Annotated in this window: 19 protein-coding genes and 3 pseudogenes; 9 read left to right on the top strand and 13 right to left on the bottom strand. The window is 71.4% G+C overall.

Annotated elements, in window-relative coordinates; all coding sequences use genetic code 11:
• Positions 1–108 precede the first annotated feature (108 nt).
• A complete protein-coding gene (locus ACZ4EF_RS19925) occupies positions 109–714 on the bottom strand; it encodes a hypothetical protein (protein ID WP_355342050.1) in 606 nt (201 codons plus the stop codon).
• Positions 711–1187, bottom strand: a complete 477-nt coding sequence (locus ACZ4EF_RS19920) for a helix-turn-helix domain-containing protein (RefSeq protein WP_355342047.1) — start codon at positions 1185–1187, stop codon at positions 711–713. The genes ACZ4EF_RS19925 and ACZ4EF_RS19920 overlap by 4 nt, the downstream gene beginning before the upstream one ends.
• Positions 1188–1483: 296 nt before the next feature.
• Here ACZ4EF_RS19920 and ACZ4EF_RS19915 point away from each other — a divergent pair, with 296 nt between their 5' ends.
• Entirely contained in the window at positions 1484–2209 is a 726-nt protein-coding gene (locus tag ACZ4EF_RS19915; protein ID WP_467505683.1) for a HEAT repeat domain-containing protein, read from the top strand.
• Between the two features lie 164 nt (positions 2210–2373).
• Here ACZ4EF_RS19915 and ACZ4EF_RS19910 read toward each other — a convergent pair whose 3' ends face one another.
• On the bottom strand, positions 2374–2829 hold the full coding sequence (locus tag ACZ4EF_RS19910) for a DUF6188 family protein (protein WP_467505681.1): 456 nt from the start codon (positions 2827–2829) through the stop codon (positions 2374–2376).
• Positions 2830–3047: 218 nt separating this feature from the next.
• Here ACZ4EF_RS19910 and ACZ4EF_RS19905 point away from each other — a divergent pair, with 218 nt between their 5' ends.
• A complete protein-coding gene (locus ACZ4EF_RS19905) occupies positions 3048–3395 on the top strand; it encodes a hypothetical protein (RefSeq protein ID WP_355342038.1) in 348 nt (115 codons plus the stop codon).
• Positions 3396–3713: 318 nt separating this feature from the next.
• Complete coding sequence (locus tag ACZ4EF_RS19900) at positions 3714–4361, top strand: S1 RNA-binding domain-containing protein (protein WP_355342349.1); 648 nt, start codon at positions 3714–3716, stop codon at positions 4359–4361.
• On the opposite strand, the gene ACZ4EF_RS19895 is transcribed toward ACZ4EF_RS19900, so the two are convergent.
• The 6 genes and pseudogenes from ACZ4EF_RS19895 to ACZ4EF_RS19870 all read right to left on the bottom strand — a co-directional run bounded on the left by ACZ4EF_RS19895 (position 4358) and on the right by ACZ4EF_RS19870 (position 10406).
• A complete protein-coding gene (locus tag ACZ4EF_RS19895; protein WP_467505679.1) occupies positions 4358–5677 on the bottom strand; it encodes a hypothetical protein in 1320 nt (439 codons plus the stop codon). The two genes, ACZ4EF_RS19900 and ACZ4EF_RS19895, sit on opposite strands and share 4 nt — an antisense overlap.
• Positions 5678–5725: 48 nt before the next feature.
• A pseudogene (locus tag ACZ4EF_RS19890) lies at positions 5726–5914 on the bottom strand (TniQ family protein); the annotation flags it as partial.
• Positions 5892–6182, bottom strand: a pseudogene (locus tag ACZ4EF_RS19885) (TniQ family protein); the annotation flags it as partial. The pseudogenes ACZ4EF_RS19890 and ACZ4EF_RS19885, both read right to left, overlap by 23 nt.
• A gap of 5 nt (positions 6183–6187) precedes the next feature.
• Complete coding sequence (locus ACZ4EF_RS19880) at positions 6188–7456, bottom strand: hypothetical protein (protein ID WP_467505677.1); 1269 nt, start codon at positions 7454–7456, stop codon at positions 6188–6190.
• Positions 7453–9651 (bottom strand): helix-turn-helix domain-containing protein, encoded by a 2199-nt coding sequence (locus tag ACZ4EF_RS19875; protein ID WP_467505675.1) that lies wholly within the window; start codon positions 9649–9651, stop codon positions 7453–7455. Before ACZ4EF_RS19875 ends, ACZ4EF_RS19880 begins: the two co-directional genes overlap by 4 nt.
• Positions 9648–10406: a TnsA-like heteromeric transposase endonuclease subunit gene (locus tag ACZ4EF_RS19870; protein WP_467505805.1), complete on the bottom strand. Its 759-nt coding sequence runs from the start codon at positions 10404–10406 to the stop codon at positions 9648–9650. The genes ACZ4EF_RS19875 and ACZ4EF_RS19870 overlap by 4 nt, the downstream gene beginning before the upstream one ends.
• Positions 10407–11183: 777 nt before the next feature.
• On the opposite strand from ACZ4EF_RS19870, the gene ACZ4EF_RS19865 reads away from it, so the two are divergent.
• Entirely contained in the window at positions 11184–12416 is a 1233-nt protein-coding gene (locus tag ACZ4EF_RS19865; protein WP_467505673.1) for a DNA topoisomerase subunit B, read from the top strand.
• A gap of 47 nt (positions 12417–12463) precedes the next feature.
• On the opposite strand, the gene ACZ4EF_RS19860 is transcribed toward ACZ4EF_RS19865, so the two are convergent.
• The gene (locus tag ACZ4EF_RS19860) at positions 12464–14074 is read right to left on the bottom strand and encodes an MFS transporter (protein WP_467505671.1); all 1611 of its coding nucleotides are present in this window, start codon (positions 14072–14074) and stop codon (positions 12464–12466) included.
• Between the two features lie 181 nt (positions 14075–14255).
• Between ACZ4EF_RS19860 and ACZ4EF_RS19855 the strand changes: the two genes are divergently transcribed.
• Positions 14256–14879, top strand: coding sequence for a helix-turn-helix domain-containing protein (locus ACZ4EF_RS19855; protein ID WP_467505803.1), 624 nt, complete (start codon positions 14256–14258; stop codon positions 14877–14879).
• Here the strand turns inward: ACZ4EF_RS19855 and ACZ4EF_RS19850 are convergent.
• On the bottom strand, positions 14876–15850 hold the full coding sequence (locus ACZ4EF_RS19850) for an NAD(P)/FAD-dependent oxidoreductase (RefSeq protein ID WP_467505801.1): 975 nt from the start codon (positions 15848–15850) through the stop codon (positions 14876–14878). The genes ACZ4EF_RS19855 and ACZ4EF_RS19850 overlap by 4 nt on opposite strands.
• 283 nt (positions 15851–16133) lie before the next feature.
• Here ACZ4EF_RS19850 and ACZ4EF_RS19845 point away from each other — a divergent pair, with 283 nt between their 5' ends.
• The 3 genes from ACZ4EF_RS19845 (at position 16134) to ACZ4EF_RS19835 (ending at position 19029) form a co-directional block, all read left to right on the top strand.
• Positions 16134–16736, top strand: coding sequence for a helix-turn-helix domain-containing protein (locus ACZ4EF_RS19845; RefSeq protein WP_401313763.1), 603 nt, complete (start codon positions 16134–16136; stop codon positions 16734–16736).
• Between the two features lie 204 nt (positions 16737–16940).
• Positions 16941–17849 (top strand): class I SAM-dependent methyltransferase, encoded by a 909-nt coding sequence (locus ACZ4EF_RS19840; protein WP_467505668.1) that lies wholly within the window; start codon positions 16941–16943, stop codon positions 17847–17849.
• A 307-nt stretch (positions 17850–18156) separates the two neighbouring features.
• Positions 18157–19029 (top strand): hypothetical protein, encoded by an 873-nt coding sequence (locus ACZ4EF_RS19835; protein ID WP_401724437.1) that lies wholly within the window; start codon positions 18157–18159, stop codon positions 19027–19029.
• A gap of 25 nt (positions 19030–19054) precedes the next feature.
• Here the strand turns inward: ACZ4EF_RS19835 and ACZ4EF_RS19830 are convergent.
• Together ACZ4EF_RS19830 and ACZ4EF_RS19825 are read right to left on the bottom strand one after the other, a co-directional pair.
• Positions 19055–19790 (bottom strand): annotated as a pseudogene (locus ACZ4EF_RS19830) (sigma-70 family RNA polymerase sigma factor); the annotation flags it as partial.
• Between the two features lie 191 nt (positions 19791–19981).
• The gene (locus ACZ4EF_RS19825) at positions 19982–20887 is read right to left on the bottom strand and encodes an alpha/beta fold hydrolase (RefSeq protein WP_467505666.1); all 906 of its coding nucleotides are present in this window, start codon (positions 20885–20887) and stop codon (positions 19982–19984) included.
• Positions 20888–21201: 314 nt separating this feature from the next.
• Between ACZ4EF_RS19825 and ACZ4EF_RS19820 the strand changes: the two genes are divergently transcribed.
• Positions 21202–23277 carry an AfsR/SARP family transcriptional regulator gene (locus ACZ4EF_RS19820; protein ID WP_467505664.1) on the top strand — a complete coding sequence of 692 codons (2076 nt, stop codon included), beginning with the start codon at positions 21202–21204 and terminating at the stop codon, positions 23275–23277.
• Positions 23278–23314: the final 37 nt, after the last annotated feature.

Below are 23314 nucleotides of genomic sequence, written 5' to 3'. Positions count from 1 at the left end.
GTCGCTGTCGGCCGGCACCGTGCCGACCGTCCGCTTGTCGCCCGCCCAACCGTACCGGCTCCTGCACGAACAACGGGCCGGGCTCGCAAAGCGTGCCCGGCCCTCGCCTCACTCCGCGGACTTGTCGGTCGCCTTCTTCGCGCCACTCGGCTTGCGGGGCGTGGTCTTGCGGGCGGCCGGCTTGTCGCCGGACGTGTCGGCGGGCTTCGCGGCCAGCCGGTCGCCGATCGACTCGGTCAGCGGCTCGTCGGCCGGGATGTCCGCGAGCTTCACGGCCGGCGGGATCTCCATGATTTCGTCGGCCGCGCCGCCGCGCCACTGAGCGACCGCGCCCTTGCCGCGCTCGGCCAGCTCGTCGTACGTCTCGCGCGCCTTGACCGCGTACTCGGCGGCCCGGCCCACGCCCTGGAGCGCCAGGTCCTGCACGGACCCGCCGATCTTCTTCAGGTCCAAGTCGATGCCGCTGATCGTCTCGTTCAGCCGCGTCTGCGCCTTGGTCGACGCGTCCTTGGCCTGCGCGGTGACCCGCTGCTGCACGTCCTTGGGGTCGGTGCCGCGGATCTTCTCGATCCGCTCGGGCGCCTGGTCCTTCAGCTTCTCCAGCAGCGCGGGCACCTCGCGGAGCTTCGCCGCGGCGAGGTCCGCCGTACCCGCGACCGCGTACAGCGGGGTCGGGTTGCGCAGGCTCTTGACGATGTCGTCGGTGATGGTCATTTCTCGGATTCCTCCCGTACGAGTGTCGGAGACGAATCCGCCTCCACGTTCTTCCGCTCTTCTTCGGCGTTCTTCTGTTCTTCTTCGGCCTGTCGTGCGGCTTCCTCGGCCTTGGCGGCCGATTCCGCGGCGGCGTTCTCTTTCCTGAAGGACTCGTAGATCTGGATGAGCACCTGCTTCTGCCGCTCGTCGATCGACGGGTCCGACATGATCACCGCCGGCACCTCCAGCTCGTCCCGCTCCCGCGCGTCGAGCATCCCCGCCTGCACGTAGAGCGTCTCCGCCGAGATCCGCAACGCCTTCGCCAACTGCTGCAGGATCTCCGCACTAGGCTTCCGCAGCCCGCGCTCGATCTGGCTCAGATACGGATTCGACACACCGGCCGCCTCCGCCAACTGCCGCAGGCTGAGCCGCGCCCCCCGACGCTGCTCCCGCAGGTACTCCCCGACGTTGCCCACCTTCAGCGAAGCCATGCCTCCACCTTCCCCCACCCCGCTAACTTTTGCAAGCACACCGCTTGCAACAGTGACCCTCCCAGCTGTGATTGGTCGAGGTAGTTGTCACTTGGTCGCGGCAACTGTCACCTCCGGCTGGGGTCCTGCCTGCATGTTGCGACTTTTCGAGATGGTTGGCGTGCATGATCAGCTCGGTCGTTATGCGTCCGTATGGCGGGTTTGCGTGAGGTTCGGCGGGTTGCACGCGAGGTGGTCGTGCAGCGGCACGATATTTCCGTAGCTTCGGCCGATGCCCGCAGGTCAGACTTGTCACCATGGAGAGTGTGATCGCTCGGCTGGTGGGTGAGCTGGATGCGGATTCGAGCGAGGTGGCCGAGGACGCCCAGCATGGGCTGACCGCCATGGGCCCGCAGGTGCTGGATCGGCTGATCGAGGCGGCGCCCGGTCTGGGTTCGTTCGGGCAGCTGTGTGCCATCGAGGTCTTCTCCGCGCTGGGAGATCCGCGTCCGGGAGACGCTCTCGTCCGCATGCTGAGCAGTGACAACACGGTGGTCCGCCAGTGGGCAGCCGAGGCCCTGGCCGAGCTCGGGATCCACCGCGCGGTGCCGGATCTGCGGCAGGCATACGAGAACTTCCGGCGAGGCGGTGAAGCCCCCGATCACAGTGAGGGGGTGGGACTGCGCCGGGCACTCGCCGAGCTCGATGCACGCAGTGTCGTCCTTCCGCCTGCCGCCGCCGGACTGCGTCGCCACGTGGAGCACTTGGATCCAGCGTGGCCGACAGCGTGCCTTGCCGAAGTCGTCGACGATCTCGCTGCCCATGGCCAGGCAGTGCTCTACTTCCAGGTCTGGCAGGTCAGGGACGGCGGAGGGGCTTTCGGCGGTGGGGGGCCAAGCATCGACTGGGATGTCGACCGACAGAAGCCATGGCCGCAGATCGTCTCCGAATGCCGGGATTGGGCTCTGCTCGCTGCCGATGCCACTGACAAGGCTGCCCATCTGGTCGCGACGATCTGCTGGATCGGTGCGGAGGACCTCTGAGGACGCCGGGGCGGACGTGCCAACTAACTCGACCATTCCATGCCAACTACAGCGAAAACTAGAATCCTGCTGCCCAGGTCAGCCCTCAACTACCTGCCCACCATCATGAAAAGTCGCACATGTCGAGTGCGATGTTGTCCCGTCGTACTCCAGCTGGCAGATTCTCAATGCTCTGCAGACCGAACTTGCGGATCCTCTTTCGCTGCGGAGGCGGGCCAAACGCCGAGGTCGCCTCCCGGCAGGGACACGAACCGCCATCCTCCAGGGCCTGTGATTTGCCACGCCTCGAACGCCGCATCGGTTGGACACGTCAGATGCGTGCCATTCTCGAACACCATTCGAAGCGTGCCGGACTTGAAGGCGACCGCAGAGACGACCTTCGTCCCGAAGAGCGAGAGGGCTGCGGCCACGTCCTGAGTCTCCGGCACCAGAAGCACGCCAGGATTGGTGTGGGCCGGCCCGGATGAGAGCCGAGCAGGCGTTTCGAGTACGACTTCCCAACCTTCGTCGAGGACCAGCGTGAGGCGGTAGTCGACAGTGATCCCAGCAACGCCCCACCCTCGGAGATTCAAGATCCACCGGTCATCGTGTTCGACCGGCTCTGCTTCGGCATTCGTCACCCCACCATGGTGCACGGTCCAGCCGAGGGCGAACGGTCATCAGGGATCCTGCGGAAGCCACGTCTGTTGAGAATTCGGCGAGGTGTGTTCTAGATCCACTTGGCGAATCAGCAGCTCAGCCCAAAATCCAGAGACAGCTCGGATAGGACGGGGCAGATGTGTGCGGCACGTAGTCTCGCGGGATGCACTCCCACAGGAGCTTTGAGAACCCGCCCGCCATGACTCATGCGGTCGTGGTCGAGACGTTGGAGCGGGCTCTGCATGACCGCGTGCACGAGGCCGAAGCAGCGACTGTCCTGGTCGGGAGCGCATTGAACGACGACGATGGAGACTTCGTCGAACATTGGTGCGTGCAGGTTGGGACACGGGCTGTGCCGGGAAGCCCGCTGCTCGGGCTGGCCGGACTGTGCCTGGGTCACACTGCTCGACGCTTCGGGCGTCTCAGCGATGAGGCTCTCGCCCTGGTGAAGTCGCTGGCGGTGCGAGCCGAGGTGGACGCGTCAGACGTGGATGGTCGAGCCCTCGATGGCTATGACGACGTCCGGAGCTTCTTGCATCTGTGGTGATGCCGGCTGTTGTCATCGCGATCCGGGCTGCGTTCGCGCTGCTCACGAGTGCATTGAGGTGCCTTTCGGCGGCTTTGCGGCAGCAAAGGCCTCGTGCGGCAAAGGGGGAGGCGTGACCGGTCAGTGCGGACTAGGCTCCGGTTCGTGTCCGAGTCAGCCCGTGATCCGGGATTGGAAACCTTGATCAACCAGCTCCAGCCAGGACCCGTGAGGACGGTGCAGGTCGTCGGATTCGACGGGACGGATCTCCTGGTGCGGCTCGTAGATGCCGAAGGAGAGGAAGCCGAGGTTGGTCGGGTCCCTCTGCATGAGGCGTCGATGCGTCGGGCGGAGCATCCATCCGAACTGTTCGAGGTCGGCGAGGAAATCGAGGCCGAAGAGATCGGGCGTTGGCGCGAAGGTCAGCTTTACCTCTCTGCGAGGGCGTGCGAGGTTCCGGCTCTCCGGTCCTTTCTCGTCGCGATGGAACGAGGGCGGGTCGTCACTGGGACGGTCTCCGAGGTTCACAACTTCGGGGTCTTCGTTCGCCTCGATGGTGAACCGGACGGTCTGTGCACCGGCTTCATCCGGGTGCCCGACCTGACGTGGACTCGGATCAATCACCCCTCCGAAGCGGTCGAGCCAGGCCAGAGGGTCACCGCTGAGGTGATCATTGCCGAGACGCGGTCCGGGCAGGTCGTGCTCTCGCTGAAGGCCCTGCAGGAAGATCCGCTCATTCAGTTTGCGGATCAGGCCGGCCGGGTTCTCACTGGGCCGATCACCAAGATCATTCCCTTTGGGGTGTTCGTGCGGCTCGCTCCGGGGGTTGAGGGGTTCCTTCACCTCTCGGAGTTGGCTGACGAGCCGGCCGAGACCCCTCATGGACTTGTCGATGAAGGCGAGCTGATCACAGTGAAGGTCGCCGAGGTCGATCTTCAGCGTCACCGGGTGCGCCTGGGGGCTGTTGCCGGTGGGAGAGGTTTCTAGCCGGAGCGCGGGCTGATGCCCGAGTCGATCTGCTTGCTGAGGGTGTCGCTATGTTGGAGCAGGAGTCCGCGTAGTGCTGTGTAGTGGTTCATGCGGCTGCGGGCGAGCTTGGCCCAGGTGCTGCTGCGTTGGCTGCTCCACAGCCTGCGGAGGTCTTCGGGCTGTTCTTCCTCGATTGCTCGCGGTGCGAAGAGGGGTTCACCGCATGTGACCTGCGCCCAGATGAACGCGGACGCCTCCTGGCGCATCCGGTCGTCCAGATTGGGCTGGAAAGGTCCGGGGACCGGCGGCAGGCGGTCAGTGATCTCTTGCCAGGCCTCGTGGGTCAGACTCCAGCGGTGGAGTGCCCCACGGCGCCTGCGGTAGTTGAGGGGGGAGGAGACGGCGTCGAAGTTGTTGGCAAGTTCGCGTAGAGCCTGGATGAACTGCTCCGGTCCGTGATCGTCCATCCACCGGTGGAAGCTGACCGTCGTGCTGTATCCGTAGTTTTTGGGCTTGATGCCGAGGTAGGCGGCTGCGTTGTTCATGGAGCCGCCAGCTGCCCACTGGACGAGGATGACAGCCCCGCGGCGGCGCATGGACTTCGCATGGGGGCCAGGTTCCAGCGGTCGGAGGTAGTGGTCGAACCACTCCTGCTCCAGGAACGCGGGGACGTTTTCAGGACTGTAGCCGATGGTGGGGTCAGGGCTTCGGGCTCCTTGAGGACGGTCGATCCGGTAGGAGCGTGTGGTCGGTGCGGCTGCCTGTCGCAGACGTTCCGAACAGGAGGACCGGTGTCGCTCGAAAACTTGGGACCAGCGACTTCTGCTGGGGGGCCCGTTCAAAGCTGCCCGTGTGTGCTGGGCCAGCACTTCGTCGAGGTCGGCGGTACTGAGCAGTGCCGACGCGGCGACCAGCAGTCCTGCTGTCGCGATTGGGTCTATGGGTGGTCTGTCGAGTGTGGGCCAGGTACTTGAGCGGAGTGTCCGGACGTGGTCGGCGACTGCTTCGTGAGCAACGGGGGCGATCATGTTCCGGCTGGCTGGCCAGATGCTGCAGAGGAAGGCGGTGGTCACGCGCAGGTCGGTAAAATACGAGGCGGCTGCCCTGGCTGTATGGCTGGGGCTGAGGAGGCCGAGCAGTTGCTGCTGGGCCTCGATCATGTTGGTGCTGGGCGGCGGCCAGGGGGCGGCGGCTCGGTCCAGGCGGGCTCCGCAGGAGGGACCTTTCCTGCCTTTGCGTGAGGTCGGGTTCTGGCCTTCGAGCGCGATCGGGAATCGGCACTGGTCAGGGCGGAGGGTGTGGTCTGCGGCTTGAGGGATCAGTTGGACAAGCATGCGCTGGAGTCCGTGAGGCTGTCGGCAGCGGTGCCGCAGGAACACCTTGTGGGTGGGGCAGATGAAGGTGATGGGTAGGAGCCAGATCTTCTTCCAGGTCCCGCCGAACTGCTGCTGGACGGGACTGCCGTCGCCGGCGAGGCATTCCGGGCAGTAGCGGGGGGAAGTCGTTGAACAGCCAGTTCTCCCGTATGCCCCGGGGGTCCCGGGACTCGAGAGATCGGGCGATGGGCGGATAGCGGCTCCGCCAGGGACGGAGTGTCAGCTCGGTGGCCTCGTCCTCGGTCAGCCGAGTGGCATGGGCGAAGCGGTCGATGTCCAGGTCGAGCAGGAGCCGGCGCCCCAGCGTCGTGTCTGTCGGCCGTCTGACGACGCCCATCAGCCGTGCCAGCCGGATGGGGGAGATCTGCAGGCGGTGGGCCAGGCGGAGGAGGAAGCCGACGAGGGACTCGTCGGGCAGGGGATCCAGGCTGCATGGCAGGGGGACGAGTCCGAGGCGGTCCACCGGGGTCACCCGGCCCGCTCCTCGAGTCCGCCGGGTTCAGTGCCGCCGCTTTCGGCGTCACCGTCAGCGGTCCGCGGGCCTTTGTCGTCGTAGACGCGGTTGCGGGGCCGTCTGGGCTTGGGTACGGCGGGCTGCGGGGGGAGTTCGGGAATCTCGCCAGCGCTGGCGTCGCGGCCGGGCAGGCCCTCGACGCTGATGGCGACCTGGTCCATCAGTTCGATGGTCAGTTCCTCGTGGCCGCTGTCGATGGCCCGTTCGATGGAGTCCTCGATGAGGCATTCCATCAGGCCGACGACGCCGCCGGTGCGGTCGCGGATGTAGTCGGGCATGTCGCCGGCGGTGAGCATGCCGGGGACGGCGTCGAACAGGCAGATGTGGTCCTCGATGCCCTTGAGGTGCTTGAGGAACGCGAGCTCGTCCTGCGGCGTCTCATAGGGGAACGGGCCGAGGTCGACCATGGTGAAGCGCCGCAGGTGCTGGGTCCTCTCGCCCTGGCTGGCGGGCGCCCCGTGCTGGGCGGGCATGATCCAGTCACCGGTCCGGGAGTCGAGCACCGCGCCTTGCAGCAGTCCGGAGGCCGGGACGTCGACGCCGATCAGGACGAGCGTCGCGCTCATGTCCATGAAGCCCTTGAGCATGTCGAACACGTCCTGGTCGTCGCGCCTGTGGAGCTTGAGCCTCGTAATGTCGTCGAGCAGGATCGCGCGGGTGCCGTGCGCGTGAACGTGCCGACGGACGGCCCGGATCAGGGCCGGCAGGTCCATGCCCCTGTGGTCGGCTCCGTAGAAGTCGAGGATCGCCTTGCAGGTGCTCTTCGGCTTCGCGGTGACCGGGGTCTGGACGTAGGCGACGGGAATGTGCAGGTCCCGGGTGCCCGCGAGCGCGTCCGGGTTGATGTCGTGGTGCTGGTCCCGCCAGTACTCCTCGAACCACGCGGCGACCTCGCAGGCCGTCTCCGTCTTACCCTGGCAGCCGCCGCCGTTGATGATCAGCCCGCGCCGGGTCGAGGGCCTGACCTTGAAGGCGCCCAGCCGCAGCCGTGAGCGCATGACCCGGGAGACGGCCTGGGTCATCGGCGTCTCCTGCAGCGGAAGGTTGCTGTTCGTCACGTCCCGGTGCAGCAGGTAGTCCTCCTGCTCGGCCGGGCCCAACCGCGCGAACTCCTCGCGGGACAGCCGTCGGGCCGGCACGAAGCAGTGCCGGGTGCGACACCAGCGCTGCCAGCCGGCCGCGGTCTGCCGGTCCTCGGGCTCTGGAAACCGGAACGGTGTCACTGTTCTCCCTCGCTGGCGTCGGCTACTGGTGGGAGGGCGAAGAGGTTGCGGCGGCGGACCTCGTCGCCCAGGCGGGGCGGTGCCTCCAGCGGGCCGTCCAGTGCCGCCTCGCGCCTGCGTCGCCGCTCGTCGCCGCCCGCCGGGGTGCGACGCGGAACCGGAGCCGGACGTGCGGGAAGTTGAGGGCGGTCGGCTGCCGCGGCCCGGGCCTGCGCGCGTTCACGGGCGACCTCGATGCGTTCGGACCTGGTCATCTGGGTCGCCCACCGGTCTACGGGGTTGACCTTGTGCATCAGGGCGAGCAGTTGCGGTAGCAGTTCCTGGTCGGTCCGGGGCTGCAGTCCGGCTGCCTTGACCTTCCGCAGCAGTTCGGAGACGCGCTTGTCGCCGAAGGCGGGGACCACGTCGTCCGGCGGCAGGCCGGTCCAGCGCAGGGGGTGCCAGTCGTGGTTGAGCGGGTCCTGGAAGAAGACCGTGCGCCGGTCGCGGGGGTCGCGGTGGATGATCCACGCGGTCTGCCGCTGGCCGCCGCGGCTCGACCGCTCGCCCCGGTAGGGCCGCAGGGCCGGGCCGTCATACCAAAGCCCGCGGACCTTGACGCCGCGGTGCTCGTCGACCTTGTGGACCGCGTGCTCGGGGAGGATCTTGTAGTAGAGGTCGGGGGACGGGATCTCCAGGGCGAAGCCCCCCTGCGAGAACGCCGCGGCCAGCAGGGAGTTGGGGCTGTGGTCCCCGCCCGGGTCCCAGTGCGGGGCGTGGTCGGACAGTCGGCGCCTTTGCCAGGTCCCCACGATCCAGGTCGCGATGACGTACTCAAGCTCGGGGACGGTCAGCACCGCGTCGCCCTCGGGGTCCGCGCCGCGATCGGCGACGTCGACGCCGGTGTAGCCGGGAAGCCACTCGAAGAGCAGGGACCTGATGCTTCCGAATGCGCGTTCGAAGCAGTTCTTGTCCTCCGGACGAAGGACGCGTGAGGGAAGGATGTTGCAGCCCAGGTCTTCCTGGACCTGCACCAGGTGGTGGTTTCGATAGACCGATCCGTGGTCGGTGGTCACCGTCTCCGGCTCGAAGAACGGCAGGCCGGCGACCTCGTGCCCGGCGAACTCGGCGACCACCGCTGCTGGGAGCCCCGGGTAGGGCCACTCCATCTCCTTGCCCCAGTCGTCGCGCATGGGAAGCGGCAGCATCACGTCCCGCAGCAGCATCGCGACGTCCACCGAGGTGTCGGACACCAGCGTCAGGCGGAATGCGCAGATCGAATGTGTGTAGGCGCAGAGCGCGATGGTGAGGTGGACTTTCACCGGCTCGTCGTAGACGCTCTCGCGGACCATCACCGGCAGCACCGTGGTGTCCAGGGCGACCACCTTGCCGGGGCGGTCGATCAGCACATAGCCGTGGCCGTTGTTGGAGACCAGGTCGATGGCCTGCTCGTTGCGCTGCCTTCCCCGGCCCGAGCCGAACCACTCCCGCCAGACCCGCCGCAGCACCGGGTAGCTGGGGACATCCTCGGGCTCGGTGCCGAACCGCTCGTGCATGTACTGGGTGATCAGACGGACCTTGGTGGCCATACTGACCTTCGACAGGTGCCGGGTCTCCTGCCGGACGGCCAAGACGGCCTCGCGGACCTCCGCCGTGACCGACGGGTGGCCGCCGCTCTCGCGCAGCCACCGGTCGTCCGCGCAGCCGATCAGGCCGTCGCGCCGCCGCCGGTTCTCCCAGCGGATCAGCGTGCGCACCCCCACCTGGTCCAGGGCCAGCGCCTTCGCCTCCATGCGGCCCATCGCCTCCAGTTCGGCGACCTTCGCCAGCCGGCGCTGAGTCAAGAAGGTGGTGTCCGGGTCGTACTGAGGCTTCGGCTCGCCGGACTCGGGCCGTAGCGGATCCCCGCTGCGATAGCCCGTGTTGGTCTCCATCAGGTGCGCGAACCGAAGTTTGACCAGCGTCAACTGTCTTGAAGTCAGGTCGCTCAAGGTCTTGGGCTGCCGTCCCCGACCCGCTCCTTCGGCCCCGGTCCGTGAGGAGCTGTGGCAGTCGGGGTGGTGGGCGAGGAAACGGAACGTCACGCACTGCCGGCTCCCGTCCAACGCCACCAGGTGGACCCGTCCCGTGTGGGGCTCGCCGCGCTCCACCCGCCACTGGACGCCGTCCAGCACCAGTTCGGCACCCACCGACACGTCCATCGGCACCCCGGTCACTGCCCCACCTCGCCCAAGGAGATCACGGACCCGTCGCCCAGCGGCTCGCGCAGGTCCACCCCCAGCCGCCGATGCCACAGCAGATGCAGAAGCTGAGCCCGGGCCACCGGCTCGAAGGCACTGGACGCCGCCAACTCGCCGAACGTCCGGTCGCCCCGGCCGACTTGATCCAGCAGGACCGGCCCCACCCCCAGCGGGTCCTTCTTCGGGCGCCGCTGCGACGAGAACCAGTCCAGGGTGACCATCACGTGAGGCAGCCATCCCGCCGCGACTGCGAAATCCCAACCGCATGCCCTCGCCGTCTCGGCCGCCGCCGCGAACGACTCCCGGTCCGAGTCCTCGATCAGCGCCGCGGGCCGGACATCGATCAACCACACCCCCGACCGGGTCCGCACCAGGTAGTCCGGGGTGTGGTCGCGCTCCCCGGCAGCACAGGTGAAGCGGATCCGAAGCGGCTGCGAGACGATCTCCGTGACCTGCGCGTCGAAGTCCAGGGCCAGCAGCAGCTTCGACTCCTCCAGACTCTCTGAGCCGTGCAGCCGCCCCGTGCTGACCATGAACGGCAGGCCGGGACGGTGGCGCTGGCCCCGGCGCCAAGTGAACCCCCTCATCGGCTCCAGCCCAGCCAGATTTCCCCGCACCACCCGGTCGAGCGGAGCGGAGGCACCCTCCCCGTCGCCCCGCCAGGTCACCGACCACCGACCCTGCCACCCCTCGCCCAGGTCCAAGCCGCTGCGGCCGGACGCGAGCTCCACCGGGACGAGCAAATCCACCCATGAACAGGAGTGCGACCACAACGCGCCCGGGCTGCCCGCCGCCGGCACGCGCGCGACGCCGGATACCGGCTCAGATAGCTCTATCCCGCCAAGAAACCAGCCCGGCGGCCGACACTGGGCCAAAGCCCGATCTTGGTGACAACACGCACGAAAAGTGCGCGCCAGTGACAGATAGAACGACTAAACGGTGGCAACTACAGCGATCAGAACGACCGGAAACCTCAGGTCGGCCACCGCTCCAGGTGACAGGTATCTCGACCAGTCACACCAGCCTCACCGACTGCTCCCCCTGCCCCCGATGCCCCCCTGCGGCCGGTACGTCCGGGGCCGGTGCTGTCAGGGCCGGGAGATAGCGTTTTCGGCGACACCTGGACCCTGGAGGCCACTTTGAGCTGGGACCTTCTCCTTCTGCCGCTTCCTGCGGACATCCCGTCGGTCGGCGAGCTCCCCGAGGGCTACCGCGACCGGGTTGCCGGTGACTCGCGGGGCGGTCGCTGACGGCCGACCGGAGAGAGCGGCGGCCGGATGCGCGATGGGGGAAATGGGCGCCTCGGGGGCGACGGGGAGGGGGGATTGAGGGGGCTCAGACGGGGTTTGGCCGCGCTTCCGGCGAGGGTGGGGAGTCGTGGGCCGGGAGGGGGCCGGGGGGCGGGCAGCGGGGCGGGCACGGGTTCGTCGCGTGGCGGCTGACCTGGTGTTTTACGCGGATTCGCCTAGGCTGGGGGGCTCGGGTGGACGCGGTCGGAGGGGGATCTCGTGAGTCGGGGCGGCGCGGAGGACGGCAGGGAGAAGGCCGGCGCGGAGGAGGTCCGCTGGCGGTACGAGGCCAGCGACATCACGGTGCTGGACGCGAGGGAGACCATTCGGCGGCGGCCTGGCATGTATGTCGGGACGACCGGCCGACGCGGGTTGCATCAGATGGTGTTCCAGGTCATGGGCCGGGCGGTGGACGAAGTGCTGGCCGGGCGGGCCGGGACCGTGGACGTCGTCCTGGGACCCGGCGGCGAGGTCAGCGTCGCCGACGACGGGCCGGGGGTCCCGGTGGAGGTCGCGGAGGACGGCGACGGCCTCGAAACGCTGCTGACCCGCACGGCCGGCAGGCCGAAACCCCCCGGTCGGCACTGCGCGGTCCTGGAGCGGGCGGGCTTCGGGCCCTTCGTCGCCAATGTCCTGTCGAGCAGCCTGACGGCCGAGGTACGGCGCGACGGGGTCCGGTGGGTGCAGGAGTACGAGCGCGGCGGCGCGATCGCGCCGCCGACCGTCGTGGGACCGGCGGCCGGCACCGGGACCACCCTCAGCTTCCGGCCCGACCCGGAGATCTTCCCGACCACGGAGTGCTCGTTCGCCGCGCTCGCGGACAGCTTCAGGGAGCTGGCGTTCCTGAACAGGGACCTGGAGATCTCGCTGACCGACGCGCGGTCACCGGGCGAGCAGCAGTCGGTACGGTTCCGGTTCCCGTACGGGGTACAGGACTTCGTCGTCTTCCTCGACAGCCCCCACGGTCATGACGACCCCGACGCCCCGGCCCGGACACCCCTGCACCCCGACGTCATCGCCTTCGCCCGGGAGGACCCGCGGATGGAGGGGACGGCCGAGGTGGCCCTGCGGTGGTGCTCCTCCCCCGACGAGCGCATCCGGAGCTTCGCCAACAGCGGGCCCACCCGGAACGGCGGCGCGCACCTGGCGGGCTTCCGCGACGGACTCGCGCTCGCGGTCAACGCCTTCGCCCGCGAGCGGAGGCTGCTCTCGGCGGCCGATCCCGATCTCGGCGGCGACCGGATCGGCCAAGGACTGACCGCGGTCGTGTCGGTGAAGGTGGACCATCCCTGTTTCGAGGACCCGGTCCACGGCACGTTGGGCAACGCCGAGGTGCGCGCCTGCGTGAGGGAAGCGGTCAGGGAGCACGTCGGCAGGTGGGCGGAGGAGCACGCGGACCGGGCCGCGGCCGTCGTCGGGCGGATCGTAGGGGTCAGCGGGCGGGCGGGGTGAAACGGTCGTGGAGACCTCCGGACCCGACCGCCGCCGACGCGCCCGCCTCACCGGTCTGAGCGACGAGTCCGGCTCGGAAGAAGGAAGTAGGCGAGGAGGAGGGTCATGACGGCTACGCCGGCCCACATGGCCTGTTGCCAGCCGTCGACGAAGGACTGCTGGGCGGCGCGGACGAGGGCGGGGGCGGTGGGGCCGCCGGTGGCGTGGGCGGCTTCGACGGCGTTGGCGATGCCTTCGCGGGCGGTGGCGGCGGTGGCCGGGGGCACGCCGTCGAGGCGGGGGCCGATGGCGCCGCGGTAGCCGGAGGAGAGGAGGGCGCCGAGGAGGGCGACACCGAGGGCGGTGCCGAATTCGCGGGTGACGTCGTTGAGCGCGGAGGCGACCCCTTGGCGTTCGCTGGGCAGTGAGCTGGTGATGGCCTCGGTGGCGGGGGTCATGGTGAGGCCCATGCCGATGCCCATGGCGAGCATGCCGGGCAGGACGGAGAGGTAGCCGCCGTCCACGGAGACGAGGGTGGCCATCAGGGCCAGGCCCGCGCCGCCGAGGAGGATGCCGAGGGCCATGGTACGACGGCTGCCGACCCGTTCGGCGAGACGCGGCGCGAGGCCCGAGGTGGCCATCATCAGGACGGCCATCGGCATGAGGGCCAGCGTGGACAGCAGGCCCGACCAGCCCAACACGGCCTGGAGAAAGGGGAAGAGGACGACGAAGATCCCGGCCTGGACGCCGAAGACGGCCAGCAGCGCGACGGAACCGCCGGCCAGGCCGCGCTCGCGGAAGAGGCGTACGTCCAGCAGCGGGCCGTGCCGCCGCAGCTCCCAGAGCACGAAGCCGGCGGCGGCCAGGACGCCGACCAGCAGGCTGAGCAGGGTCACGGGCGCGGCCCAGCCCCGCTCGGGCCCTTCCTGGAGTACGAAGATCAGCCCGACCACCGCGACCACCGAGGTCAGCGCCCCGACCGTGTCGAAGGAGTGCGTCGCCGCGTCGCGCGAGTCGGGCACGGACCGCACCGTCATCACGGCGGCCACGAGCACGAGCGCCACGGGCAGGACGAAGAGATAGCGCCAGCTCGCCACGTCGACCAGCGCGGCCGACAGGAACATGCCCAGGATGCCGCCGCCGCCCGCGACGCCGGTCCACACCCCGATCGCCCGCCCGCGCTCCTCGGCCGGGAAGGTGGAGGTGATGACGGCGAGCGTCACCGGCATGATCATCGCCGCGCCCACACCGCTCAGCACCCGAGCCGCGATCATGACCTCGGCCGATGTCGCCAGACCGGCGACGACGCTGGCGCCGCCGAAGACGGCAAGTCCCGTGAGCAGCACGGGCTTTCGGCCCCATCGGTCGCCGACCGCGCCGAGCGGCAGCAGCAGCGCCGCCAGGCTCAACGTATAGATGTTGATGATCCACAGGATCGTGCTCTGCGAGGCGTCGAACGCGACGGCCAGGTCCGGCTGCGCGACGTTGAGGCCGGACACCGAGGCGATGACGGCCATCAGCGCGACGCAGACGGAGATCAGGATCGCGCGGCGCCGACGCGGGTCGTCAACACCCGCCGCGTCAGGGGCTGTTACGTCGACCGGTACGTCAACGCCCGTGCCCACGGCTGCGGCTTCGGCACTGACCCGCGCGGGCCGGTTCGGACTCTCCGTACTCATCTGGACGGACCTTTCACCAGGGACGGTCAACAGGGGAAACGCGGGAGCGATCGTCGCCACGACCGGCCCCGATGTGCAAAATTGTTTGCCGATCGGCAAACTGGGCTCCATGGATCACACGGACGGCACGGCTGGCACGGCTGGCACGGACGGCACGGCTGGCGCGGGCGGCACGGCTGGCATGGCTGGCACGGACGGCACCGACGACGAAGTGGGCCGCACCCTCGACGCCGTCGGCCCCCGCCTGAAGAATCTGCGGCTCGGCCGGGACCTGACGCTGACGCATCTGGCGGCGGCGACCGGCGTCTCGGTCAGTACGCTGTCGCGGCTGGAAGCGGGCCTGCGCCGCCCCACGCTGGAGCAACTGCTGCCGCTGGCAAGGGTGTACGGCGTCACCATCGACGAGTTGGTCGACGCGCCCCGCACCGGCAACCCGCGCCTCAACCTGCGCCCGATCGCCTGCAAGGACGGCTCCACCGTGCTGCCGCTGACCCGCAGGCCCGGCGGCATCCAGGCGTACAAATTCGTCCTGCCCGCCCCGCCGCGCGGCCTCGTGGAGCCCGTCCTGCGCACCCATGAGGGCTACGACTGGATCTACGTGCTCAACGGCACGCTCCGGCTGGTGCTCGGCGAGCACGACCTCGTGCTGAAGCCGGGCGAGGCGGCCGAGTTCGACACCCGTACGCCGCACTGGTTCGGCTCCACAGGCTCGGGGCCCGTGGAATTCCTCAGCCTCGTCGGCAAGCAGGGCGAGCGCGCGCACGTACGGGCGGCACCGGACCCCGCCGCGTCAGAGCGCTCCTAGGGCGCGTCCGCCGCGGCGAGAGCCGCCTCGGTGTCGGCGGCGGCCAGGTCGGCGTTGATGTGCGCACCGGCCAGGGCGCCCGCGGCGGCGGAGGCGCCGACCTGGGCCGTCAGGTCGGTGGCGTTGCCCGCGACCCACACGCCCGGCACCGACGTGGTGCCCGCGGGGCCGGTGGCGGCGAAGCGGCGGCCCATCCCGCCCGGCAGGTCCTCCATCGGCAGACCGAGCCCGGCCAGTCCGTCGGTACGGGCCAGCATGCGGGTCGCGACGGCCAGGACGCGGCGCGGTACGAACCGGCCGTCGGTCAGCCGTACGCCCGCGATGTGCCCGCCCGCGGCGGACCCGGAGCCCTCCGTGGGCCCAAGGCTCGCCGTGGACCCGGAGGCCCGCGTAAGCCCGGCGCCCTCCGTGGACCCGGTCGACTCGACCGCCGCCACCGGGGTGTCCTCGACCCGGATCGCGCGGGCGGCGAAGCGCGTACGGGTCTCGTCGTCCAGGTCGGTGCCGCGCGTGAAGTAGACCAGGTCATCGGTCAACTGCCGGAAGAGCAGGGCGTGGTGGACGGAGGCGGGACCGACGGCGAGTACGCCAACGGGCTCGTCGCGCACCTCCCAGCCGTGGCAGTACGGGCAGTGCACGAGGTCGTGCCCCCAGTGCCGGGCGAGGCCGGGGATGTCGGGGAGTACGTCGCGCAGCCCGGTGGCGACCAGGAGGCGGCGGGCGCGGAGGGTGGCGCCGTCGGCGAGGGTGACCGTGAAACGCGGGTCGGCGCCGGGGACGACCTCGGCGGCGGTCACCTCGCCGACCAGCACCTTGCCGCCGTACCGCCGTACCTCCTCCCGGCCCCGGCGCAGCAGCTCCGCCGGGGGGATGCCTTCGAGGCCGAGGAGGCCGTGGACACCGTCGGCGGGCGCGTTGCGCGGGGTTCCGCTGTCGACCACGGCGACGGAGCGGCGGGAGCGGGCGAGCATGAGGGCGCCGTTGAGCCCGGCGGCGCCGCCGCCGATCACCACGGCGTCGAGGGTCGGGGCGAAGGCGTCGGCCCCATCGGCGGGATCGGTCACACCGGCGGGATCGGTCGCACCGGCCGGATCGGCCGGATCGTTCACGTGCGCGGGAAGCGTCGCGGGCATGGGCGTACCTCTCTATACGTGTCGGCTCTCTACGCGTCGGCTTGCGCCCTTGCGCTGAGCGGGAGCCCCGTCCGGGGCCCGGTACGACCACGCTAAGCGGACTTTGCGCGCGAGGCATAAGATGTTGCCTATGACGCAAGACGATGAAGATCTCGACAGCCTGGTGCGCAAGCGGATTCGCGCGCTGCGGGTGGCGCAGGGCTGGTCGCTGGACGAACTGGCCGGCCGCGCCCGGCTCAGCCCCTCCACGCTCAGCCGGATCGAGAACGGTCAGCGCCGCCTCGCGCTGGACCAGCTCGTGACCCTCGCGCGCGCCATGGACACCACGCTCGACCAGCTCGTCGAGACGGCCACGGAGGACGTCATCTCCAGTCCGATGATCGACTCCGCGCACCAGACGATGCGCTGGGCCGTGAAGGCCGACCCGGGTATGACGGTCGTACGGCAGCGCCTGACGAATCCGCCGCCGGACAGCCCCTCCCGGCTGCGCGCCCACCCCGGGCGCGAATGGCTCGTCGTCCTGTCGGGCACGGCCGTGCTGCTCCTGGGCAACCGGCGCTTCCGCGTGGAGACCAACCAGTCGGCCGAATTCCCGACGATGCTGCCGCACGCCATCGGCGCGGAGGGCGGGCCCTGCGAACTGCTGGGCATCTTCGACCGTGACGCGCGGCGCGGGCACCAGCGCGGCGACGAGAAGAGCGGCGGCGAGGGGGACGGGGTCTGAGCCCGTTCGGCGAATCGGGTACGCCGGGGCCCGCGCAGGCCGGGGCCCGCGACTCGAGTACGTCGAGGCCCGCGCAGGCCGGAGCCCGCGACTCGCGCGGGCCAGGGCGCGCGACTTGCGCCGTCGGCAGCCCGGACGCCCACCGTCTTGCCGTTCCCGAAAGCGACCGGGCGGCCCGCCCACGGCCCTCATACGGTGGGCGCCATGACTCACGCAGCCCCGCACGCGGCCCACGACGCCCATGGTCACGCCCAGCACGACCACGATCACGGCACCCCAAAGGCCAGCGCCTCGCACCACGACGCCGAGGCCGACAGCCAGGCGGACATCCTCGACCTCGACGCCGAAGTCCTCGCCGAGCACACCGCCTCGATCACCGCGTGGCTGCCCGTCGAAGCCGCCCCCCGTCACATCGTGGACCTCGGCTGCGGCACCGGAGCCGGGACCCTCGCCCTGCTCCGGCGCTTCCCCGAGGCCGAGGTCATCGCGGTCGACACCTCGGCCGACCACTTGCACCGCCTGCGCCGCAACGCGGAGGCGGCCGGGGTCGCCGGGCGCGTCCGTACGGTCCAGGCCGACCTCGACACGCGGTGGCCCGACCTCGGCTCGCCCGACCTGGTCTGGGCGTCGGCCTCCCTGCACCACATGGCGGACCCGGAGCGCACGCTGCGCCAGGTCCGCGACACGCTCGCGCCCGGCGGGCTCTTCGCCGTCGTCGAGTTGGCGGGCTTCCCGCGTTTCCTGCCCGAGGACGCGCCCGCGGAGCGCCCGGGGCTCGAAGAGCGCTGCCACGCCGCGCTCGACCACCACCACGCCGAGCACGTGCCGCACCGCGGCGCCGACTGGGGGCCCATGCTGAGTGCCGCGGGCCTGACCGTCGTGGGCGAGCGCGTCGTGACCGTGAACATCGGCCCGCCCCACGCCGAGGCCGTCGGCCGGTACGCGCTCACCAGCCTGACCCGTATGCGCGGCGGCATCGCCGAGACCCTGGCGCCGGAAGACCTCGCCGCGCTCGACCGGCTCCTCGACGCCGATGGTCCGGGCAGCATCGCGCGCCGCGACGACCTGACCGTGCGGACCGAGCGCACGGTGTGGGCGGCGCGGCGCGCGTGAGTACGACCGTGGCCCGCGCCTGATCGGGGACGTTCGCCCGTACGACCATCCGCCGGTACGCCCCGCCGTGGACCGGCACCGGATCGGCCGCGGTGCGGGCCGTGCGGCGCGTGGGCAGCGGGCGGTGCGGGCGACCGGACGGACAGTCGAGGCGCCAACGCCCTTGCCCGTCAAGGCCCTTGCCCTCGACTGCCCTTCGGCCAGAGTTCATCCACCACCGGTGGGCTCGTCCGCCGCCCCGCTGCTCCAATGGATGCCGCCGATGGCCAACTGGCCTTGTCAGCGGTCGACATGGAGGTTCGGGCTGATGAAGATCTGGCGAGCGGGAAGCACGGTGGCCGTCGCGGCCACCCTGGCGCTGCTGCCGCAGGCGGCGTACGCGACGACCTGGCAGCGCCTCCCCGCGTACTCCACCTGGACGGGCATCACCGCCCTGGAGCGCGGGCAGGGCATCGCCACCGACGGCACGTACTTCTACTACTCGGGCACGTACAGCCTCGACAAGGCGACGGTCGAGGGGAACCACGAGACGGCCTCCAACGCCCTTGCCATTCCTGGTGCGTTGAGCGGCGCCTACGGTTCCGACCACATCGGGGACATCGACGTGTACGGGGGCTACGTCGTCGCCCCGATCGAGGACGGCAACGGCTACCGGAACCCGCTGCTCGCCCTGTACTCCGCCAACGACCTGAGCTGGACGGGCCGTTACGTACGCCTGCCCCTCGCGCTGCTGCCCGGCGGCGTCCCGTGGGTGGCCGTCGACCCGGCCACCGGCCTCGTCTGGACCGCCCCCTGGAACCAGGACAGCGCCCAGGGCACCGACGAACTCGTCGGCTACCGCCTCAGCGACCTCCTCTCGCTCCCCGCCGGAGCCGAACTCCCCGTCGCCACCACCGTCCGCCTCTCCCGCCCCCTCAGCCGCATCCAGGGCGCCACCATGCTCGACGGCTCCCTCTACGCCTCCGTGGACGGCGACGGCGACAAGGCCGTCTACGCCATCGACCCCGCCACCGGCACCGTCACCCGCGCCTTCACCCAGGACGTCCAGCCCGACGACGAGGTCGAGGGCATCACCGCCCTCGACCTCGGGCCCTCCGGCGGCCGGCTCCACGTCCTCAACGTCGGCAGCGGCTGGAAGTCGATCTTCCTCTACCTCCAGCACTACCAGCCGGTGGGCTGACGTACCGGCGCCGTTCCGACCCGCCTCAGCGGGCGAGGCGGGTCGGGACGGGGCCGAGGCGGGTGAGTTTCTCGGGGTTGGCCACCGCGTGGATGTGGGTGACGCGGCCGTCGCGGACGCCGAAGGTGGCGGCGGCGACGCGACCGTCGACTTCGACGCGGGCGGCCGGGGCGCCGTTGAGCCAGACGGCGGAGACCAGGCGGCCGGGGCCGGCGAGGAGGGCCGCGACGCGGACGGCGCCGTGCACGGGGACGCGGGAGGCGGGGGCGAGGCCACCGCCGTCGGCGACGGCGACGAAGACGACGTCGGGGGCCATGACGCCGAGCAGGTCCTGGACCCGGCCGGTGCGCAGGGCGGCGAGGAAGCGTTCCACGACGGCCTGCCGCTGGCGAGCGGCCGACCTCGACCCGTGGCCGCCGGGCCGCCACGTGGTCGCGGGCGCGCCGGGCGATCCGGCGTACCGCGGCCACGGACTTCCCGACCGCCTCGGCGATCTCCCCGTACGGCGTCCCGAAGACCTCGCGCGGCACGAAGACCGCCCGCTCGGTCGGCCCGAGCGTTTCGAGGACGGTGAGCAGCGCCATCGAGACGCTGTCGGCGAGTTCGACGTCCTCGGCGACGTCGGGGGCCGTCAGCAGCGGCTCCGGCAGCCACTCGCCGACGTACTCCTCGCGGCGACGCGCCAGCGTGCGCAGCCGGTCGAGCGGCTGCCGCGTGACGACCCGTACGAGGTACGCCCGCGGGTCGCCGACCCGCGACCGCGGACCAGATCTCTCCCGTGTACGGGGACCTGCACACCCACCGCGACCAGGCCGAACGGATCTTCACCGTCTGACCGCCGCCGGAGCCGGAAACCGGCGGCACCGCACCCCCGACGGGCACGGGTCCCGCCGGGCCGCCGCCCGACCACGCGTCCCCGACCGCGTCGGGTTCCGGCGGGCGGGCCTCCGGATCAGCGGGCGAGGAGGTCGCGGAGGGCCGTGACGACCGTCGCCGGGGACTCCTCCGCCATGAAGTGGCCGGTGTCGACCGTGGTGTGCCGGAGGTCGGGGGCCCACGCGGACCACAGCGCGGCGGCGTCGAACCCGAGCGCCGCGCCCCAGTCCTGCTGGAGGACGGCGACGGGCATACGCAGCCGGTTGCCCGCGGCGCGGTCGGCCGCGTCGTGGGTGACGTCGATACCGGCCGAGGCGCGGTAGTCCGCGACGATCGAGGGGATCGCGGCCCGGCAGGCGGCCAGGTAGACGGCGCGCACGTCGGCCGGGACGGCTTCGGGAGCTCGGACCCACAGGTCCAGGAAGTGGCCGAAGAAGAGGTCGGGGCCGGCGGCGATCATCCGCTCGGGCAGACCGGGCGGCTGCGCCATCAGGTAGAGGTGGAAGCCGACGGCGGCCGTGGTGCCGTGCATGGCGTCCCACATGTCGAGGGTGGGCAGGACGTCGAGGCAGGCGAGGTGCGTGACCGTTCCGGGGTGGTCGAGGGCGGCGCGGAAGGCGACCAGGGCGCCGCGGTCGTGGCCCGCGAGCGCGAAGCGGTCGTGTCCGAGGGCGGCGGCCACGGCCACGATGTCGGCGGCCATGGTGCGCTTGGCGTAGACGGCTGGTGCCGTCCCGGCGGGGCCGGCCGTGTCGTCGGCCTCGGCCGGCTTGTCGCTCGCGCCGTAACCCCGCAGGTCGGGGCAGATCACGGTGTGGTCGGCGGCGAGGTCGACGGCCACGTGCCGCCACATCAGGTGGGTCTGCGGGAAGCCGTGCAGCAGGACGACGGGCGGCCCGGAGCCGCCGACGGCGGCGGTGAGGGTGACGCCGTCGGCCGCGGGGACGCGGCGGAGGTCGAAGCCGGGGATGGCGGGTGGCATGGGGTGCCCCTTTCGGTGGGTGGACGTACGCGGGCCGTGCCCCGTACGCGGCGGTGCCGGTCGGTCGTACGCGAGCCGTGCGCGTACGCGGGCCTGGTCCGTAGGCGGTCCTGGTCCGTAGGCGGGCCTAGTCCGTACGCGGGCCTGGTCCGTACGCGGTCCGGGCGTATACGCGGTCTGTGCGCGTACGCGGTCCGGGTCGTACGCGGGCCTGGCGCGTCAACGGGCTCGTGCTTCCAGCGTGTGGGCGGCGGATGAGCAGCCGATGAGCGCGCTACCGTGACCTGGGGGAACTCCCGGAGAGGCGGTACGCGGTGCGGGTGGCGTTCGGCGTGCTGGGGCCGGTGGCGGCCTGGGCCGAGAGCGGGGACGGCCCGGACGAGGCGGTACGCGGTGCGGCCCTCGCGCTGAGGGGGCCACGGCACCGGGCCGTACTGGCCCGCCTGGTCATCGCCCGCCGCCGTGTCGTACCGGTCGCCCGGCTGGTCGAGGACCTGTGGCCGGAGCGGCCGGGGAACGACGGCGCGGGTCCCGGCCCCTCCCCCGCGCCGCCCGCCGACCCCGTTGGCACCCTCCGTACCTTCGTCGCGGCCCTGCGCCGCACCCTCGAACCCGACCGGCCGCCGCGCGCGCCCGCCCGGCTGCTGGTCACCGAGGGCCCCGGCTACGCGCTGCGCGCCGCGCCCGACACGGTGGACGCGTGGCGCTTCGAGCAGGCCGTGACCGAGGCCGCCGGGCTGCCGCCGAAGGACGTACTCGCCCTGCTCCAGCGGGCGTTGGGGTGGTGGCGCGGGCCCGCGTACGCCGAGTTCGCCGACCAGCCGTGGGCCCGCGCCGAACGCTCCCGCCTCGCCGAACTGCGGCTGCACGCCGTGGAACGCCGGGCCGAGGCCCGCCTCTCCCTCGGCCTGGCCGCCGAGGCCGCCGCCGACCTCGACGCCCACGCGGCGGAGCACCCCTGGCGCGAGGACGCCTGGCGCCTGCTGGCCCTCGCCCTCTACCGTTCGGGCCGCCAGGGCGACGCCCTGGCCGTACTGCGCCGCGCCCGCGCCCTCCTGGTCGAACAGCTCGGCGTCGACCCCGGGCCCGGCCTGCGCGCCCTCGAAGCCGACATCCTCCGGCAGGACGACGACCGCCTCGACCCCGGCGCGGGCGGCGCCGAACGCGTCTGGGCCGAGGCCACCGCCGCCTACGACCGCACCGTCCCCACCGGCGCCCGCGCCCGCCTGGAATCCACCGTCACCCTCCTGCGCGGCCTCGCCGTCACCGGTGGCGACGGGCTCCGGTCCGCCCGCCGCCACCGCCTCGCCGCCGTCTCCGCCGCCGAAGAACTCGGCGACCCCCACCTCTGCGCCCGCGTCATCGGCGCCTACGACGTCCCCGCCGTCTGGACCCGCCTCGACGACCCCGCCCAAGCCGCCCAAGTGGTGGCCGCCGCCGAACGCACCCTGACGGCCCTGCCGCCGGGCCCCGCCGAAGAGGCCCTGCGCGCACGGCTGTTGGCGACGATCGCGCTGGAGACGCGGGGCGCGGACGTCGGCGGCGCGAACGTCGGCGGCGGGCGCGGTGGCGGCGGGCGCGGGGCGCAGGCGGCCCGGTTGGCGCAGGAGGCGGCGCGGCGGCTGGACGATCCGGTGCTACTGGCGTTCGCGCTCAACGCGACCTTCATGCAGACGTTTCAGCGGGCGGGTCTGGCGCCGGAACGCGATGCGATCGGTGCGGAGCTGGTCGAACTCTCCTCGCGGCACGGCCTGTTCACGTCCGAGGTGCTCGGCCGGCTCATCCGGCTCCAAGCGGCCTGCGCACGGGGCGACTTCGGGGCGGCGGACGAGCACGCCGCCGCCGCCGACCGGCTGGCGGAGCGTCATGAGCTGCCGCTCGTAGGGGTGTTCACCCGGTGGTACGGGGCGCTGCGGCTCGCGGAGACCGGGACCTTCGAGGCGGCCGAGGCCGCGTACGGGGATGCCGCCGCCGAGCTGACGGGGGCCGGGATGCCGGGGCTGGAGCGCGGGCTCCTCCCCCTCGCCCTTCTGTGCCTGCGGCTCCGGCACGGCCGCGACCTGCTCGTCCTCGCGCGGACCGACGCCGACTGGGGCCCGTACGCCCCGTGGGTCCGCCCCCTCCTCCTGCTCGCCGAGGACCGCCGCCCCGAGGCCGCCGCCGCCCTCCGGGGTGCCCCCGCGCCCCCGCACGACCTCCTCTACGAGGCCATGTGGACCCTCACCGCCCGCGCCGCCCTCGCACTCGACTCCCCGCCAGCCGCACGGCGTGCCCACGCCGAACTGCTGCCCGCCGCAGGTGAGCTGGCCGGCGCCGCCAGCGGACTCCTGAGCCTCGGCCCCGTCGACAGCCACCTGCGCGACCTGGCCGCCGCCCTGCGGACCCCCTGACCGAATTCGACGTGCCCGACCCGCCTTCCCCCGCCAT

It is taken from the genome of Streptomyces sp. NPDC025721 (assembly GCF_055558595.1).
The sequence above is the reverse complement of the archived record's forward strand: the minus strand, read 5'-3'. Positions and strand labels throughout refer to the sequence as shown.